This window comes from Blautia sp. AF19-10LB (genome assembly GCF_003461245.1).
Lineage (GTDB): Bacteria > Bacillota > Clostridia > Lachnospirales > Lachnospiraceae > Blautia_A > Blautia_A intestinihominis.
Map to the genome: position 1 here is coordinate 1 of NZ_QTWS01000008.1, position 16,888 is coordinate 16,888.

17 protein-coding genes and 2 pseudogenes are annotated in these 16,888 nt (G+C 40.2%); 9 read left to right on the forward strand and 10 right to left on the reverse strand.

Annotated features, from left to right (window positions below; all coding sequences use genetic code 11):
* Positions 1-87 precede the first annotated feature (87 nt).
* Positions 88-1,254 (reverse strand): glycoside hydrolase family 5 protein, encoded by a 1,167-nt coding sequence (locus DWX28_RS06465; protein ID WP_118252208.1) that lies wholly within the window; start codon positions 1,252-1,254, stop codon positions 88-90.
* 42 nt (positions 1,255-1,296) lie between these two features.
* Positions 1,297-2,661, reverse strand: a complete 1,365-nt coding sequence (locus DWX28_RS06470; RefSeq protein WP_118252209.1) for an MFS transporter — start codon at positions 2,659-2,661, stop codon at positions 1,297-1,299.
* A 229-nt stretch (positions 2,662-2,890) separates the two neighbouring features.
* Between DWX28_RS06470 and DWX28_RS06475 the strand changes: the two genes are divergently transcribed.
* Complete coding sequence (locus DWX28_RS06475) at positions 2,891-3,742, forward strand: helix-turn-helix domain-containing protein (protein WP_118252210.1); 852 nt, start codon at positions 2,891-2,893, stop codon at positions 3,740-3,742.
* Between the two features lie 43 nt (positions 3,743-3,785).
* Positions 3,786-4,271, forward strand: a complete 486-nt coding sequence (locus DWX28_RS06480; protein ID WP_118252211.1) for a hypothetical protein — start codon at positions 3,786-3,788, stop codon at positions 4,269-4,271.
* Between the two features lie 201 nt (positions 4,272-4,472).
* Here DWX28_RS06480 and DWX28_RS06485 read toward each other — a convergent pair whose 3' ends face one another.
* A complete protein-coding gene (locus DWX28_RS06485; protein WP_118252212.1) occupies positions 4,473-5,033 on the reverse strand; it encodes a hypothetical protein in 561 nt (186 codons plus the stop codon).
* Between the two features lie 146 nt (positions 5,034-5,179).
* Between DWX28_RS06485 and DWX28_RS06490 the strand changes: the two genes are divergently transcribed.
* Positions 5,180-5,398 carry a hypothetical protein gene (locus tag DWX28_RS06490; RefSeq protein WP_118252213.1) on the forward strand — a complete coding sequence of 73 codons (219 nt, stop codon included), beginning with the start codon at positions 5,180-5,182 and terminating at the stop codon, positions 5,396-5,398.
* Positions 5,399-5,508: 110 nt separating this feature from the next.
* On the opposite strand, the gene DWX28_RS06495 is transcribed toward DWX28_RS06490, so the two are convergent.
* On the reverse strand, positions 5,509-5,973 hold the full coding sequence (locus DWX28_RS06495) for a hypothetical protein (RefSeq protein ID WP_158565288.1): 465 nt from the start codon (positions 5,971-5,973) through the stop codon (positions 5,509-5,511).
* Between the two features lie 237 nt (positions 5,974-6,210).
* On the opposite strand from DWX28_RS06495, the pseudogene DWX28_RS20740 reads away from it, so the two are divergent.
* Positions 6,211-6,330: pseudogene (locus DWX28_RS20740) on the forward strand (hypothetical protein); the annotation flags it as partial.
* Between the two features lie 101 nt (positions 6,331-6,431).
* On the forward strand, positions 6,432-7,031 hold the full coding sequence (locus DWX28_RS19840; RefSeq protein WP_243002363.1) for an MATE family efflux transporter: 600 nt from the start codon (positions 6,432-6,434) through the stop codon (positions 7,029-7,031).
* 4 nt (positions 7,032-7,035) lie between these two features.
* On the opposite strand, the pseudogene DWX28_RS06505 reads toward DWX28_RS19840, so the two are convergent.
* Positions 7,036-7,611, reverse strand: a pseudogene (locus tag DWX28_RS06505) (ABC transporter substrate-binding protein); the annotation flags it as partial.
* Positions 7,586-9,535, reverse strand: a complete 1,950-nt coding sequence (locus DWX28_RS06510) for a recombinase family protein (protein ID WP_118252215.1) — start codon at positions 9,533-9,535, stop codon at positions 7,586-7,588. The gene DWX28_RS06510 and the pseudogene DWX28_RS06505, both read right to left, overlap by 26 nt.
* Positions 9,536-9,725: 190 nt before the next feature.
* Here DWX28_RS06510 and DWX28_RS06515 point away from each other — a divergent pair, with 190 nt between their 5' ends.
* The 3 genes from DWX28_RS06515 to DWX28_RS06525 all read left to right on the forward strand — a co-directional run bounded on the left by DWX28_RS06515 (position 9,726) and on the right by DWX28_RS06525 (position 12,042).
* Complete coding sequence (locus DWX28_RS06515) at positions 9,726-10,046, forward strand: TfoX/Sxy family protein (protein WP_118252216.1); 321 nt, start codon at positions 9,726-9,728, stop codon at positions 10,044-10,046.
* Positions 10,047-10,155: 109 nt separating this feature from the next.
* A complete protein-coding gene (locus DWX28_RS06520; protein ID WP_117998174.1) occupies positions 10,156-10,635 on the forward strand; it encodes an MGMT family protein in 480 nt (159 codons plus the stop codon).
* Positions 10,636-10,860: 225 nt separating this feature from the next.
* A complete protein-coding gene (locus DWX28_RS06525; RefSeq protein WP_243002366.1) occupies positions 10,861-12,042 on the forward strand; it encodes an IS256 family transposase in 1,182 nt (393 codons plus the stop codon).
* Between the two features lie 195 nt (positions 12,043-12,237).
* On the opposite strand, the gene DWX28_RS06530 is transcribed toward DWX28_RS06525, so the two are convergent.
* From DWX28_RS06530 to DWX28_RS06545, 4 genes are all read right to left on the reverse strand, one after another.
* On the reverse strand, positions 12,238-12,429 hold the full coding sequence (locus DWX28_RS06530) for a hypothetical protein (RefSeq protein WP_044924790.1): 192 nt from the start codon (positions 12,427-12,429) through the stop codon (positions 12,238-12,240).
* Between the two features lie 76 nt (positions 12,430-12,505).
* A complete protein-coding gene (gene mobV, locus DWX28_RS06535) occupies positions 12,506-13,480 on the reverse strand; it encodes a MobV family relaxase (protein WP_118252218.1) in 975 nt (324 codons plus the stop codon).
* A 113-nt stretch (positions 13,481-13,593) separates the two neighbouring features.
* Positions 13,594-14,967 carry a DNA primase family protein gene (locus DWX28_RS06540; RefSeq protein WP_303321400.1) on the reverse strand — a complete coding sequence of 458 codons (1,374 nt, stop codon included), beginning with the start codon at positions 14,965-14,967 and terminating at the stop codon, positions 13,594-13,596.
* Positions 14,942-15,562, reverse strand: coding sequence for a CHC2 zinc finger domain-containing protein (locus tag DWX28_RS06545; protein WP_005422095.1), 621 nt, complete (start codon positions 15,560-15,562; stop codon positions 14,942-14,944). Before DWX28_RS06545 ends, DWX28_RS06540 begins: the two co-directional genes overlap by 26 nt.
* Before the next feature lie 325 nt (positions 15,563-15,887).
* On the opposite strand from DWX28_RS06545, the gene DWX28_RS06550 reads away from it, so the two are divergent.
* Positions 15,888-16,727, forward strand: coding sequence for a helix-turn-helix domain-containing protein (locus DWX28_RS06550; RefSeq protein WP_005422097.1), 840 nt, complete (start codon positions 15,888-15,890; stop codon positions 16,725-16,727).
* The last annotated feature ends 161 nt before the right edge of the window (positions 16,728-16,888 follow it).

The following is a 16,888-nucleotide window of genomic DNA, read 5'->3' on the forward strand; positions in this document are numbered from 1 at the left end:
TTTTCTCAACCTTCTTTCTCGGAATTCCCTATATTTGAATTATACAAGAAGCTCCTCTTAAGATATTAGGATATATCAGATTTTATATTATTCCATTGTGATCCAGCCAAAATCAACACTGCGTCCCAGATCCCAGCTGTCCCAGCCAATCCAGCCCGGGGTATTGACGGTGTCTGTCAGAAGTTTATAGCTCCAGTAGTAATAGCCGCTGCCTTTGTTCCATGCGTCAAGCTGGGCTTTTGCCACGGCATTGTAGATTTTTTTCTTCTGCTCGGCGCTGACGGTCTCCTCAGCACTGCCTTCCACACCGTTCAGAACGCTCTGTCCGCCTTTTGTGTCACAGCCACAGGCAAGAGAATTAAACAGACACCACTCTCCGCAGATCACCGGGAAATATTTTTCCATCTCTTCGATCTTTGGCTCTAACTCTTCTTTTACATATTTTACATAGGCTTCTACGGTCTGCTCACAGCCGTTTGCTTCTGCGACCATCAGATACTGGTGTGTATCCAGAATAACATTGGAATATTTTTCTTTCTGCATGAAATCTTTCCACGCCATCAGTTCGAAACCGTCGTGAATGACCACATATTTGTCTTTCGGCATATATTTACTGATGCGGTCATAGGCATCAAGATAATATTTCCGGAGAAAATCCATCGTGATCGGTGCAGAACCCTGTGCAAGAACCGGGTCTGCCGGTGGATAACGATGTTCGATATCCATAGTTTTCCACATATTTTCTGTGATCGGCTCGTTAAGCGGCTGGATTCCCAGAAGACCTTTCCTTGTTCCATAGCGCTGCGCGAGGCGTTCCAGTACGCTGAGTGTAAACTCAACTTCATCCGGATCCTGTGCCCATTTGCAGACTCCGCTGATTCCACCGTTATCAAAACCATTCTGGCTCATTGGAACGGTATGAAGATCGATCAGGATCGTCAGACCATATTTTTCTGCCCAGTTAAAAGCTTTATCCAGTTCTTCGATGCATCCGATAAATGGTTCTCTGTCGCCAAAGATAAAATACGGTACCGGGACTCTCACGGACTCAAGTCCCATTCTTTTGATCGTTACAAAATCACGCTCTGTGATGTATTCGGAACGATGGATCTTGATTCTTGCTTCATATACTTCCGGCGAGAGCTGGCGCGGAAGATAATACTCATCTTCCGCTGTTGTGCCTTCAAATAATGCCGGATTCATCCATTTCTCCAGAACCAGCCAGTTTCCAAGATTGACTCCTTTGATCTTCATATTGTCCAAACCTCCGTTACTTTCCAATGGTCATGTGCAAAATTATTTACGTGCTTTCAGATCGGCCAGAATGCCGTCAAATTCTTTGTCCAGATGATAAAATTTCATGATGATAAGTCCGCATACATAGACTGCGATCGGGATCCATACAAAGCAGATCTTGATAGATGTCAGGGCGGAAGCAGTCTGTGCTGCTGCATTTCCTACATATCCGCCAACTTCCAGGATCACACCGAGAAGTGCGGAACCAATACCGTTACCGATCTTGTAACCGAAGCTGCAGGCGCTGTTTACAAGTCCTTCTGTACGGTATCCTGTTTTCCATTCGCCATAGTCGATCGTGTCAGATACCATTGCCCACATAGTTGCACCGCCACAGGCATTTCCAATTCCACGGATCACACTGGATACTACGATGATCGGCATGGAGCCGCCTGAGAAGTTCAGTACGAGCATTCCGATGATGTCCAGGATAAGTCCCAGTGAAAACACATTTCTTTTACCAAATTTTTTGACCAGCATGGCGATGAAGAACATGCCAAGGATCTGTACGATATTGAAGATACCATTGATGGTGCTTACCAGATTTTTGTCTCCGAGGATGTCTTTTGCATAGTATACAGTTGCACCGCCATTTACAGAGTACATCAGGAAGAAAAGTGCCAGCATACCAGTCATCATGATCCAGTATTTGTTCTGGAAAAGTGCCTTGATCCCTGTTACAAACGGAACGTTTTCTTCTACTTTCTGCTCGCCTGTCTCATTTGCTCTTACACGCTCTTTTGTGCCGAAGAAGGTGCAGAGGAAAGCTGCGATGGAAACGAAGCCAAATACAACGAAAGTTTTTGTCCATGCGCTTGCGTTATTTCCGAAGTATTCTACCAATGGCAGTGTAAAGGTATTGATGGTAAGTGTTCCTGCTGTTGCAAGAAGGTTTCTGAAAATACTTAATACAGATCTTTCATATGGATCCTGTGTCATCAGTGCGTTCAGTGCGGAATATGGGACATTAATCGCGGTGTAGATGACTGTGGATACCAGGTTATAGGTGATAAAGACGTATACCAGTTTCGGTGTGGATGACCAGGAAGCCGGAACGGAAAACATCAGGACTCCTGATATTGCAAACGGGATGCACATACGCAAAATCCACGGTCTTGCTTTTCCGAATCTTGAATGGGTACGGTCAACGATGACTCCCATGATAATATCACTGATTCCGTCAAAAACTCTTGAGATCATCATGATGGTTCCAACTGCCATTGCGCTGACTCCTGCGTAGTCTGTGTAGTAAAACAGCAGGAATGCTGACATTGCAGTATAGATGATGTTACAGCCGAAATCTCCACAGCCGTATGCAAAACGTTCAAAAATCTTTCCAAAGGTCAATTTGCTCTTTTGATTCATTGGTTTCCTCCCTCTCATTGCTCCGTGTTCTTCTTGTTTCTTCTCATTTTTTCTTTGTTTATTGCTTTGCCATGGCTGTTTCTTATGGTATTATAATAGCATATCATGATGGAACATATTAGGTATAAAAAGAGCTAATATATAAGTCGATATTCTCTTTTTTTATTTAATTTTGATAAAACAATAACAAAATGGCCGCTACTAAAAAAAGTAAGGGGAATGGGTATTTATGAAAAATAAAGAAATCTCATATGAGATCATAGACTTTTCCGGTGAGACCAATGTACAGTTCCGTACCTCCGTGGATCCCGGAAGTTATATCCCGACACACTGGCATCGTGCCATAGAGATCATTTATATGCAGGAGGGTTCTCTGGATGTTACTGTGGAATCTGAAAGTTTCACGATCCATGAAGGCGACTGTATCCTGGTCAATGGAAACGTTCTGCACTCCACCAAGTGTACTGCGCCAAATACTGCGATCCTTCTGCAGATACCGTTGGATTTTATGGCAAAATATATTCCTGATCTCGGACAACTTATTTTTCTGTGGGACTATCGGACAGAAGATCCTGTCAAAAAGACGAAACTTATGATGTTAAAAACCACTCTGGAACAGCTCCAGGTCATCAATGATATCCGCCCGGACGGCTACCTTCTGCGCTTTAACAGTCTGATCTTTGAGCTTCTGTTTCAGCTGTATCATAATTTCAGCGTGAAAGTTTTTCATCAGAATATCAATCAGCGCCAGAAAGAAATGGACCGGCTTGATCCTGTTCTGAATTATATCGCAGAACATTACAAAGAACCGATCTCTCTGGACGAAATCGCAGACATCGCCTGCCTCCAGACAGGGTATTTCTGCCGCTTCTTTAAGAAAAAAATGGGAGTTACCTTTCTGGAATATCAGAATGAATACCGGCTCTCCTTCATCTACAAAGATCTGATCACAACCAAAGATCCTGTTCATGTGATCCTGGAACGGCACGGATTTACGAATTATAAATTGTTTCGAAGGATGTTTCTGGAACAGTTCGGAGATACACCGACGAAGATACGGAAGCAGAGGGAAAGTTTGTAAAAATTTAAAGAAAAATTTGGGTCAGCAAATGGAGGAACCGAAAATGAAAAGATTTATAAAAAAACTGTCGGCATTGATGATAGCAGCCATGCTTGTTATAATGTCTGTTTCTGTTCCGGTACAGGCTAAGACAATTACACAGCCCAACAGAATCATTACTTTGTATTCAGGCAATGCCCGAACTTATACCAGTCCATTAGGAAGCAGTGTATCAGCCAATATCAATATTATTGGAAGTACCAGTAAATATTCGAAAGTAACCAATATCACAACCAGCAACAAATCCGTAGTTACTGTTTCCTCTAAAACAGGCACAAAATCTGCGGGTGCCAATAATCGCAGATTTATTTATGTAATAGCAAAAAAAGCAGTAACATCACATCCAGGTTCCAGAAATCCAGTGTATACACTCTTTCTTATGCGAAATACGCAAAGAAAAACACAAAACTTTCCTTTAAGGGAAAAAGCGGCTGGACTGTTACTGCCGATTATCTGGACAAAGCTGGTAAATTTCAGTCACAAATGTTAAAAAACAATAAAACATTTAAAGTAACAAAGAAGAATTCCATGCTGCTTCTGAATGCTGTAAACAATAAAACAGGACAGAGTGAAACAGCGATAGTTATTTTTAAATAAATCTTATAAAGCCCAATTTGCCATCTGAGCAAATTGGGCTTTCTCTTAAACTAATTCAATTCACTATTTTTTTCTTTTTCATTTTCGCGCCGTATCACATTCCGCTGGACCATACTACTCCGGCTTTTTGCATGTATTTTTTGACACTTCTGCTGTAGGTAGAACCACTTACTCTCTTGCCATTAACCTTATATCCTTTCTGGAATCTGCCGTTAAAGCGTTCTGCCTTTACGATTCTTGTTGCCTTGGTTCCTCTGACTCTGTAAATACAGTACTCAGTTCCACCTGTGCTGGCATTGCAGAGCATTACAGTGTGACAGGTTCTGGAGTATTTGATCGGAAAATTGTAGCCCTTGCCATATCCTACAGATGCTGCACGTACATTTTTTCTTGTTTTCGGATTGTAAGTACGGATTTCGTTGATTCCTGCAGAACTGTTATGCATAAGCAGTTCCGGAATTCCATTTCCATCAATGTCTACGATTTTGTAACTGCCACGTTTGCCTTTCACATACTTCTTGTAGCTTGATACCGCTGCATTATAATATCTGGATGATGCAGCCATAGCGGGAACTGTCATCCCCATGCAGAGAATTACTGCCAGCAAAATGCAGCACAGCTGTTTCACTTTCTTTTTTATTGTAATCTGTTTCATATTCTCTGTCCCTCCTTGAATTTATACTTACATTTTATCATACCTGATTACGAATTTGTGTTTTCTTTCAGATATTTTTCATATTTTATAAAATATTTTTTGTTTTTCTGCTTATACTAATAACTATTAGCACGAGGAGGTTACTTATGAAAAAAAATATTTCACACAAATCTGTAACATCTAATCAGGAAATTATTGATTCCTGTGATTTTCTCTCAAATGCTGCATCAACCCAGGACTGCACCGGGCTGATCCCCTCAGGACCGATGAATGAGGATGAACTGGAATCGTACGAGGCTGTATATCATTACCAGCCACCCAGACTTTCCCACAAAAGTACAGAAAATATGCATGACAGCAAATGAACATCTATCCCCAAAAGAAAGAAGCACAATTCGCCAGCTACCAGCAAATTGTGCTTCCGTTCAAACTAATTCACTTCTAAATGCACTCCACTTCAGGGGATGTCAAATTCTTACATCAGTTGTTCTCTGAATTCTTCATCCTGAGTTATTTTCTTCAAATCATCCAACCGATTTTCTTCCGGCAACTTCGCTGTAAGCATTGACATACGTTCTGTCGCAGCTTTTTTACCTTCTTCCCTTCCACGTACAACACCATCATCAAAGATCATCTGACCAATTCTCGTCATCGCAACCGCCTCCTTTACTTCTTCCAAATCTTTTCCTTTCAGAAATTTATCTGCCAGTGTGTAAAGCATTGCCCTTGTTTTTTCTGCTGTGATATTTTTTTCTGTCTTACTCAGCTTTAATGACTCCAAAATAACATCTTTTCGTTCTTTGTTACTGTTGTTCATTAGTGGAGCAATTGCAAGCTGTGCAAAATCTTCTTCTGTAAACAGTTCACCCTTTTGTTTCTTTTCCTGCAGACGTTTCAGCACGGTATCTGCATCTTTGTCCGACAGATATACTGGTATCACTCGATAATGAGGCGTGCAATAAAAAGCACGCAAACTACTATAAGGAGGTTTTCTTATGTCCAGACCAAAATCAAACGAAATGGATCTCACCGTCGGAAATCCGTTCTGTTAAAATTTGCTGTTCCGGTCATTCTCGGAAATCTGTTCCAGCTTTTTTATACACTCGCTGACTCTGTGATCGTCGGCAAGACTCTTGGTGCTGACTCTGATCTGCTGGCTCACCAGATTCTCAGATGGATGCAGATCCCGGATGACATCTCCGGAGAAGCTTATGATTATATGTTCGTGGTCTTTCTCGGAACGGGCGCTACTGTTTTTTACAATATGATCTCAAACATGCTCCGTGCACTTGGTGACAGCAAAACTCCACTTTATTTCCTGGTGTTTTCTTCTGTTTTGAATATTTTTCTGGATATCCTGTTTATTGTACCGTTCCATATGGGTGTTGCGGGAGCTGCATGGGCTACGATCCTTTCACAGTTTCTCTCTGCCCTGTTCAGTCTGATCGTCGGGCTGAAAAACTTTCCGGTACTGCTGCAGTCGCCGGATATACGGCTGCTTCCAAGGCAGATCAGGTTTCAGTTCTTGTGAATAATGCCATGATGACTGCTATTTCCAACTATGTTGCCCAGAATTTCGGCGCGGGCAAAAGTGACCGTATACGTCAGGGTGTGCGGGCTTGTCTGATCCAGACAGAAACGCTCAATCTTATTATGTGCGTCGGCATTCTGCTCCTGCGTCATCCGATCGTGCAGATGTTCCTGTCCGATCCTACGAAGGAAATTTATCATTATTCCGATATGTATCTGACTGTTGTTGCACCGTTTTATTTTATCCTAGGGCTTCTTGCTGTTTACCGGACTTCCATCCAGAGTATGCAGAATGGGCAGGCTCCTTTTGCTGCCTGTATGATCGAACTGGTCATGCGTATCGCCGCTACCGTTGGTCTCTCCGGCATGATCGGATACACTTCTGTCTGCATCGCCAGTCCTCTCGCATGGATCGGAGCCTGCTCCCTGCTGATTCCGGTTTACTACAAGATGATGCGCAGAGCTTAACTGTTTATTTTTCTGCCGCCTTCTCGGCGTATTCTGTTGTTACGAGATCTTCATATGCTACTCGTTCATTCAGTTCACCGGCATCTTCGAGGATATCTTCCAGGAGTTCAAAACTCTCTTTTTCGAAGATAAGATTGGATTTCCAGGTATCCTGATCATAGTAACGTTTTACGATAGTCTTAACTGTGTCGAGGTCAGTTTCTGCAAACTGTGGTGCAATGACTTTCGCGATTTCTTCCGGGGTGTGAGTCTGGACATATTCCATGCCTTTCTGGAGAGCATTTGTGAATTTCTGGATGACTTCTGGATTTTTTTGCATGTAACTGGTCTTTGCACTGTAGGAAGTGTATGGAACATAGCCGGAATCTACTCCGAGCGAAGCAACAACATATCCTGCGCCTTCTTTTTCCAGTGCAGTCGCAGACGGCTCAAATTCTACGGTAAAATCTGCTGAAGCATCACCTGTAAAAGCCGCCGCCGTGGAACCGAAATCAATGCTCTGGTTGATGGTCAGGTCTTTCTGCGGATCCAGTCCGTTTTTACGGAGAATGTATTCAAAGACCATTTCCGGCATGCCGCCTGTCGTCACTAATACCATGTAAATAATCATCTGCTAGATGTTTCGCAGTGGTTTCTGCTGATACATCCGGCAGATAGTCTTTGGTAAGCTGCGTGATTTCTTCTTTTGACTTTACAATATTGTATGGCTTCAATGGATTATCTGTGACTTCAAGAATTCCAAGTTCCTTCATCAGCTCAATATATGGAAGGATACTCTGTTTTGTTTTCTTGAATCCCAGATCAGTAATATGCTCTGACAAATATTTTGCAGAAGAAAATCCACGTTCATCCTCAGCAATCAGTTTCATCACAATCGCAATCATGGTATTTTCTCTTCGGTTCATTTCATCAGCAGGACTGTAACTAATCAGATTAGACAAGCCGTATTTCAGTGTAATTTCCGGCATCCCGTCTTCGTCCACTACGATTTTTTCAATCAGAAGTTCAATATCTCTTCGGTCAAGGCTGCCTCCTGCAATGATTTTATCTACCACCTCAAGAGCATTTTTTAGTTTATCCTTTACATCAGGCGTTTCTATGGCAGTTTCATTCAGTTCTTTTATCTGCATTTCCAGACCATGAATTTGAGCAAATAAGTCTTTCTGCATAGAATCATACGTTTCATTGATTAAATCTTCATTTCCTGCAGCGACAGCCAGATCTTTTACTTTTTGGGTAAGCAGAACTTTCAGTTGACTTTTTCGCTCATTGATAGCTGTGTGCAGTTCCTGCCGTTTTTCCGCTATTGTTTTTTTCTCTGCTTCAAAATCCTTTAAATCATAGGTAGAAATAACTTCACAGAGAGCATTTCGACACATCTTGATATAAGTCAGAACATCTTCCATCAGATCATCTTCTTCAATTAAATGTGCTTTGGAGCAATAACGTCTGCCTTTGGTGTTATAAGTGGTACAGATGTAATATTTCCGTTCCTTGCTGGAAGTTTTGCGTTTAATTGGTGTAAGGCGGCTGCCACAGTCTTTACAGAACAGGCAACTGCCAAAAGGATTCGGAATCTCTGAGCCAAGCCACTGCCCCCGGCTTCCCCGATAATTGGTACGGTTACGTTTTCCCTTTAATTCCTGTATCAACGCAAAGGTAGCCTTATCAATAATTGCTGGGTGATGATTCTCAAAAATACATTGTTCTTCCTTTGGCACACGTTTATCTTTTCCATGAACCGTATTTCTTGCACGTTTTTTCAAACGAAAAGTACCAATGTAAAAATCATTATCCAGTATTTCTTTTATCATAGCATCAGACCATTTAGAAGCTACCTGTCTTTTGGACAATCTACCTTCTTCTATTTCACGTTCACGCTGTATCATAGATGGAGTCGGTGCCCCCTGCTCAGTCAAATATGTGGCAATTTTACGATATCCCGAACCAGATAAATATAAGTCGTAAATCTTTTTAATATATTCCGCTTCTTTCGGTACAATTTCCAGAACAGTTTTATCTTTTTCATTACGGCAATACCCAAACGGTGGTCTGGTAATCAGTGTTCCTTCTTTTTGTCTGGCTCCAATGGCACGTTTGATTTTCTTACTGGTGTCTTTTACATATCGCTCATTAAACCATGTTTTAATGCCAATCGTATCGTCACTGGAATCCATAGAATCATAATTATCGTCAATCACCACTAGATGCTTTCCACGTTCCTGAAATTCGTCCAGAAGCAAAAGAACCTTTGCATTGTGTCTGCCAAGACGTGAAAAGTCTTTAACATATACGGTATCAATATCTTTATCCAGATCAGCCATCATCTGCTGAAATCCCGGTCTGTCAAAGATATAGCCGGAAATGCCATCATCTTCATACCAGCGGTCAATAACCACACCATGATCTGTTGCATACTGGTTGATAATCAGCTTCTGATTTTCTATGGAAACATAATTCCTTTTATCATCGTCTCTGGAAAGACGGACATATCCTGCATTCATAGATGTTCCTTTCTTTAAATGTAAATATAATTATTATGCTCTATGTAATTATATTATATATTTAAAACTGGAAGATGTATATAGAAAAATCTTAAGATTATTAAAAACAGATAGTATTAGACATTTTTGTTGATTGCGGAAACAGGCAGAATTTGATACAATTTTAGAAATAACAATTTGAGGAGGAAATATGGCATCAAGCAAGGAATACTTAGAGTTTATTTTAGGGCAGCTATCTGAGTTAGAAGAAATTACTTATCGAGCTATGATGGGAGAATTTATTATTTATTATCGTGGCAAGATTGTAGGCGGTATCTATGATGATAGATTACTTGTTAAACCAGTAAAATCAGCAATTAATTATATGCCGACAGCTCCGTATGAATTACCCTATGGGGGAGCAAAAGAGATGTTGTTGGTAGATGAAGTTGATAATAAGGAATTTTTGACAGGCTTGTTTCATGCAATGTATGATGAACTGCCAGCCCTAAAACCGAAAAAGAAGAAATAGACAACTTCCTGTTTTGGTAACTGATAAATCGGGAGTTGTCAAGTTTTTCAAACAGCCTCATTGCATAGGAATGCCAAACAGATTATCCTTAAAGTAGGAGGTGGCAGAAATGGCAAACGAAGATAAAAAAGATTTTAATGCTATGTTGCACGATAATAAGGATATGCCCAAATTTCAAATTATTACAGACCAGAAAAGCATTGAAAAATATGGTGGCAGTAAAATGTATTTTGCACCGCCAATCGACTATGACAAAGTAATGAAAAAAATTCCGTATGGTAAAGTGATTACCGTCGGAAAAATACGAGAATACTTTGCAGAGTTAAGTGGTGCAGATTTTACAGAACCCATTACGGCAGGAATTTTTGTTTCTATTGTGGCATGGGCGAGTTATCAGCGTTCAGAAGATGAAACACCTTATTGGAGAACATTAAAAGCGAACGGAGAACTAAATGCTAAATACCCAAATGGTATTGAAGCACAAAAAGAAAAATTAGAAGCAGAAGGACACACCATTATTCAAAAAGGGCGTAAAAATGTACGATATTATGTAAAGGGCTATGAAAATTCCCTCTTTGATTTGAAGTAGGCTTTGGAACAATAGATGGTTACGCTTATAAGGATTATTGGACAATTGATAGATAACTTCAGGTTTGTATAATTAGAGCCTGTGAAAAAAACTCTGTAAATTCAACACAACAAAGGTCTTCTATGATAAAATATTAAAATCATAGGAGGCCTTTTATTATGGCAAACAGAAAGAAAGAAAGAAGTTTACAAACCAAAACCAATGACGGAAGGAAAGAGAAATCTTATTCAAGGATTACTCCAGGAGTATGATATCCAATCTGCGGAGGATATTCAGGATGCATTAAAAGATCTTCTTTCCGGAACAATTCAAGATATGCTTGAAACAGAAATGGATAATCATCTTGGCTATGATCGTTACGAAAGATCCGATGAGCCTAATTACCGTAATGGTAAAAAGTCTAAGACTGTTCGGAGTAAATATGGTGAATTTGAAGTGGATGTTCCGCAGGATCGTCAAAGCTCCTTTGAACCGCAGGTACTTCCTAAGCGTCAGAAAGACATTTCTTCGATTGATGACAAGATCATTGCCATGTATGCAAAGGGAATGACTACCAGGCAGATTTCAGAGACTATAGAGGATATCTATGGATTTGAAGTCAGTGAGGGTATGATATCTGATATCACAGATAAGCTTCTGCCGCGAATTGAGGAATGGCAAAATCGTCCATTATCACCTGTGTATCCAATTGTTTTTATTGATGCTGTGCACTTTTCTGTGCGGGATGACGGTGTGATCAGAAAGCTTGCCGCATATGTTGTCCTTGGGATTAATGAAGATGGAAAGAAAGAAGTTCTAAGCATTGTTGTTGGAGAAAATGAAAGCAGTAAATATTGGCTGTCTGTGCTGAATAGTTTAAAGAATCGTGGAGTTCAGGATATCCTCATTCTCTGTTCTGATGGATTGACTGGGATTAAAGATGCGATCTCTACTGCATTTCCTAAAACAGAACAGCAGAGATGCATTGTGCATATGGTAAGAAATACCCTTAAATATGTCGCAAACAAGGATATGAAAACTTTTGCGAAAGATCTGAAAACAATTTATACCGCAGCGAGCGAAGAAACTGCCAGAAAGCAGCTGGAAACTGTAACAAAGAAATGGTCCGGACAATACCCAAGTGCCATGAACCGCTGGCATGATAACTGGGATGCAGTCTCCCCCATCTTCAAATTTTCCAAGGATGTCCGTACTGCCTTTTATACTACGAATGCCATTGAATCACTGAATTCATGCTATCGTAGACTAAACAAGCAGAGAAGCGTATTCCCGAGTTCCCAGTCACTGATGAAAGCATTATATCTGGGCACTTTTGAGATTGCAAAAAAATGGACAATGCCGATCCGCAATTGGGGGAGAGTACGTGGTGAGCTGGAAATCATGTACCCTGACCGGATGGTGATATAACAATCCAAAGTGGAATGCCGGGAATAAATATACACCCAGATTTTTCTGGGTGCTCTTGACATGCCAGATTATTTTTGCTATTAAATAGACAACGGCTTAACCGCAGAAACCGCTGTTAAGCCGCCATAATTATCATAGAAGATCTAAATTTACAGAAAAAATTTCACACCGTCTATAATTAAAGCACTGGTTAAATCACACATTATCCCAGTGATTTTTGACCAGTGCTTTAATACCATCATGAATATTAGTGTTTGAATCTCCATCCAGAAATGTGACAACCCGAAAGCCGATGTCAGCATATTTCTTGCGTTCCGCTTCAAATTCTTCCTGTGACGGAAAATCGTTACGCCAGAGATAATACGTTGGCTTACGCAAGGCTATCACATCCTTTCTGTTAACTTTTCTATGATTATCATATAAAAAATGGACAGTTTTCGTGTCTGTCCACTTTAAAATCAATTTACCGTTCACGATCTGAATGGGTTAATTGTCCTCTTTTTGCCAGTTCCAGTATTTCTGGTGGAATACGTCCCATCAGCTTCTGGAGATTTTCATAATCGGCTCTGAGTCTGGCATCATCCATTTTCTTTCGTATACTGCTGGACGTTGCTTCTTTTACCTGTCTGCTTAAATCCTGTGTCTGCCTTTTTAATGATACATTATCTGACTTTAAGGAACTAATCGTCTTATCATATTTCCGAACCTGCGTCTGAAAGTTCTCTATTGCAGGAAAAAATTTCTGCAATAGTTCCACAGCTTTATCTGTATTTTTACCAGCATTAAAAATATTTGTACTTTCCAACAGATCAGTGATTTGCTTAGCCTGCCGGGTAAGATGCGCTGCTTCTTTAAAAAGTCGTGGTGGAATATGTTCACGTCCGGTCATGCTGGCGGCTTCTCCACGTTCCAGATCTGGATATTTTTCTACCATGTGTTTCCAGAACTCGTCCTGCCACCAGGTCAGCTTTTTCTTATTTCCAAGAATCTCTTTTGCACAAAGTCTTCCATCCTGAGTTATCGGGACAAAAGAAAGGTGCATATGTGGAGTTTTCTCGTCCATATGCACCACAGCCGAAAGGATTGTCTCTGAATCCTGATATTTCTTTATAAATTCCAAAGCTGTTTGGAAATACGCTCTGATTTCACTCTTTTTCTTACCTTTGAAAAATTCTGGTGTAGCGGTAATTAGAACTTCAACAACACGTACACTGTCTTTGCGTGTCCGGCATCCGTATTCTTCAATCAGTCGATTCGACTCTGCCCGGTACTTTCCGACTGGTTCAATCAAATGATAATTCAAATTTCCTCGACTGTTGTCTATATCCGGATTACTGGCATATTTTTCTTTTTTCCGTTCATTGTGAGCTTCAATATTGCTGATTTCAGGTCCTTTGTATTTTGCAAATCTTAAAATACCGTATTGTGCTTTTTGCATTTGTACTTCCTCCTTTCCCCAAAACAGGCTAACTGTCATATTATTTTGACAGCCAACCTGAAAAATATATAATGTGTAACTTACATTGAATTACTACGTACATACGTACCAGATTAATTTGTCCATTCTTTCGGTACGTACGTACACTGGGAATCGTCCATAAAACCATCTGTATAGAACGGCTTTGTAATAACCTTTACTCCCGTAAATCCCCATACTCGTCTCCCAGCAGAATTTTTTATTGTATTGCAATGTTCCAGATTATATTTTGCTTGAACAGCAATCATAGCATCTGAGAAACTACGATTTTTTAATGCAGTCATGGAATTTTCTTCACACCAGAGCCGATAGCTCTCATACAGTTCTTTGGAACTTGCACTTGCCTCTGCCTGAAAGCGAATATATCCTTCTGATTCTAAAAACTCCAGTACATTGTTGTTGTCCCGTTTCACATTTTCACGATTCGCCTTAATACGGGGACTTTCTGTAAATTTAAAATTCTGACGGACTAACCGTTGTAGTCCTTTAAACGCCCAGAGAAAAATACTTTCGGCTTCCTTCTTCATTTTTTCTGCCAGATAAGGATCATCTACACGATCAGCAGGTTTCTCCTTTGCTGTCAGTACTAATTGCCTTCGGTAAAATCCATCACTACGGTCATACAATGCCTGTAAATCTCCATTGCTGAATGCAAGCAGTCTGGAAAAAAGCCACCCCTGATAACTTTGCTTTCCTTTACGCTCTAAGTCCATTTTCCCCTGAGCAGTAACAATGGATTTCACATAACTGGTCTGTTTTAGGGCTTCCATTCGCATATCATCATCTACACACAATAAAATATGCTCAAGGTCAGCTCTAGCAAAGCGGTTTTCAGAAATTTTACCGATACTTCCGTCTTTCATATTTGAGCCTAACAGGCTGTTCAGAACAGCACCAATCTGTGATTTACCCTCTCCGCCATTTCCTTTTATAATCATCATCCGTTGTCCCTTGTTGCTTGGAATCAGGCAATACCCTATGAATTCCTGTAAAGTTGGAATATCTTCCGGGTAGAGCAGTTGATCTAAAAATGACAGCCATGTAGAAGCTTCTGGTGTATCTGGATTATAATTGACTGGAAGACGCATTCGTACAATATCTGGTTTTTCAGGGATAAATGTGCCATCTATATATATCGTTCCATTTGCAAGATGGATTTTATTGGCTTCTGGTGGAAAATCCTCTATATAAGCTGCCAGTTTCATAACTTCTAAAATATTTGTCACTTTGCGTGGAACATTGTTAATGGCATAATGTTTCAGACTTTCAAATATTTCCCCACGAAGGGGCAGATCATCAGTGACCCGCCCCTCTGGAGTAAAAAATGCATTGTTGGCAAAGAGTATTTTATGCGTATGGAGAAATTCTTCACAAAAGGCTGCTTCATTGATATTGGTTCCGTCAAACCAAACTGGATAATTACTAAGCTGCTTTTGCTTCTTCTGCATATACATCCTCCTCATCACGAGACCCTGAAAGATATTTCAAATCTTCCAGATAGCCTGTTTCTTTCATGGATTTTACAACTTCAAAGCCTTCTTCTTCATCTGCAAAGGTCAGATAATCTGCCAGATATTCGATATAACTCAGATTTTCACATGCTTCTTCAAATCGTTCGTCCATAGGTAAATCCGGTCGTTCTGGTGCATACAGTGCTTTCCATTTTTCCAGACGATGAAGATATTCGCATACCATTTTCTGGCATTCATGTAATTCTTTCTGTCTGCTTTTTGTTTCCATGTACTCGGGCTTTTTCAGAGCTGCTATTACTGGCGGATTATCTGGTGTAATACCAAAATCTACAGCAATTTTCTTGGCGGCTTCATAGTTACTCAGTCCAAATAGATTTGCAACAAACTGGATCACATCTCCGGTAGCACCACAGCCAAAGCAGTAGTAATAAGTTGTGTTTAGTTTCATACTTGGGTAATGGTCATTATGAAATGGGCAACAGATCATGTTGTTTCTTCCAATTTTCATGCCATAATATTCGGCAGCCTGTCCGACTGTTACAGTTTCTTTTATTGTTTCAAATAATCTCATTCTATTTTCCTCCTGATTTAAGTTTGAATTTAAAGCTGTGCCGTTTTATCCAGTTCCTTTCCTGACAGGCAACCCTTCTCGGCGCTGTGTCGTCTCTTTGTGAGCGCTCTTTTCTGATCAGAAAATCGTGGCGGTTTATAAAGTTCCGGAACGGTCATTTAGTTTTCAAGGTTCTGTCTGATCGATCATGTTGACAGTTTAGCATGAAAAAATCGCACCCCTGATTTATTCACGTACAATGAAAATCACGAATACGATTTGATAAAAAATTGCAAATTTGCACAGGCACAGATATAATGGAAGTAGTTTAGGAGGTGACGAAACAATGGGAAAATCTGATTTAATAGAAGATGAAACAAGTCTTGCATACCGATTGAGTAATTTGCGGAAAGACCATGATTTAAGCCAAAAACAGTTGGCTGATCAGCTTCATGTGACTCATTCACAAATCAGTCGTATAGAGAGCGGTGAAACAAAAAATCCTAATATAAGCATTGTAATAGATGCCGCCAGGTTTTTTCATGTTTCTACTGATTATCTGCTTGGAATCACTCAGATTACTTCACCCAAAAGTTATGATATATCGGAACTTAGACTGTCGGAAGAAGCGGTAACGAGACTGATTACCAGAAGAATAGATGTAGATATTTTAAACCGATTATTGGAACATGAACATTTTCCAAAATTATGTATTATGATTCGGAATTATTTTGATGATACCATTGCTGAGGGTATAATGGCACGAAATAAGGTCATTGATTTGGCTGTTGATCAACTGACTGATTTGATGACTGTAGAACCCTCAAAAAGAAAAGAGATTATAAAAGATAAGCAGTTTTTAAGCTCACAGAAATTAGGAGCAAATGAAGCAGACATTGAAAAAATCAAGATTCAGTTTATGGCAATATTACGTGATATTAAATCTAGTATGCAGAAAAAAGAACCAACAAAAGCGGTTGCTACAGCCGAAGCCGTACAGATGATTCGGGACGCATTGCCTGATAAGCCGGTTTCTGATATCACAAGTACTGACTTAGCAAATGCAGTAGCTTTTTATATGGGACAGACAACCGATCTGAATGACGAAGGACTTGCAATGGTACAGAATTTGGCAAAATATATTTGTGATAATAGCGTGCAAGAAAAGAATTCAGAGAATAGCTGACGTAAGCATGGATATACCTTTCTTCAAATGTGGCATCGTCTGAATAACAGCATCGTCATGCTAATATTCAGACTCAGTTCTGTACTTTCAGGTAACTCCTTTACGGAGTACCTTTCAGCACAGAATGCCGGAAATTGGAGATAATCGCAAGGATATAGAAT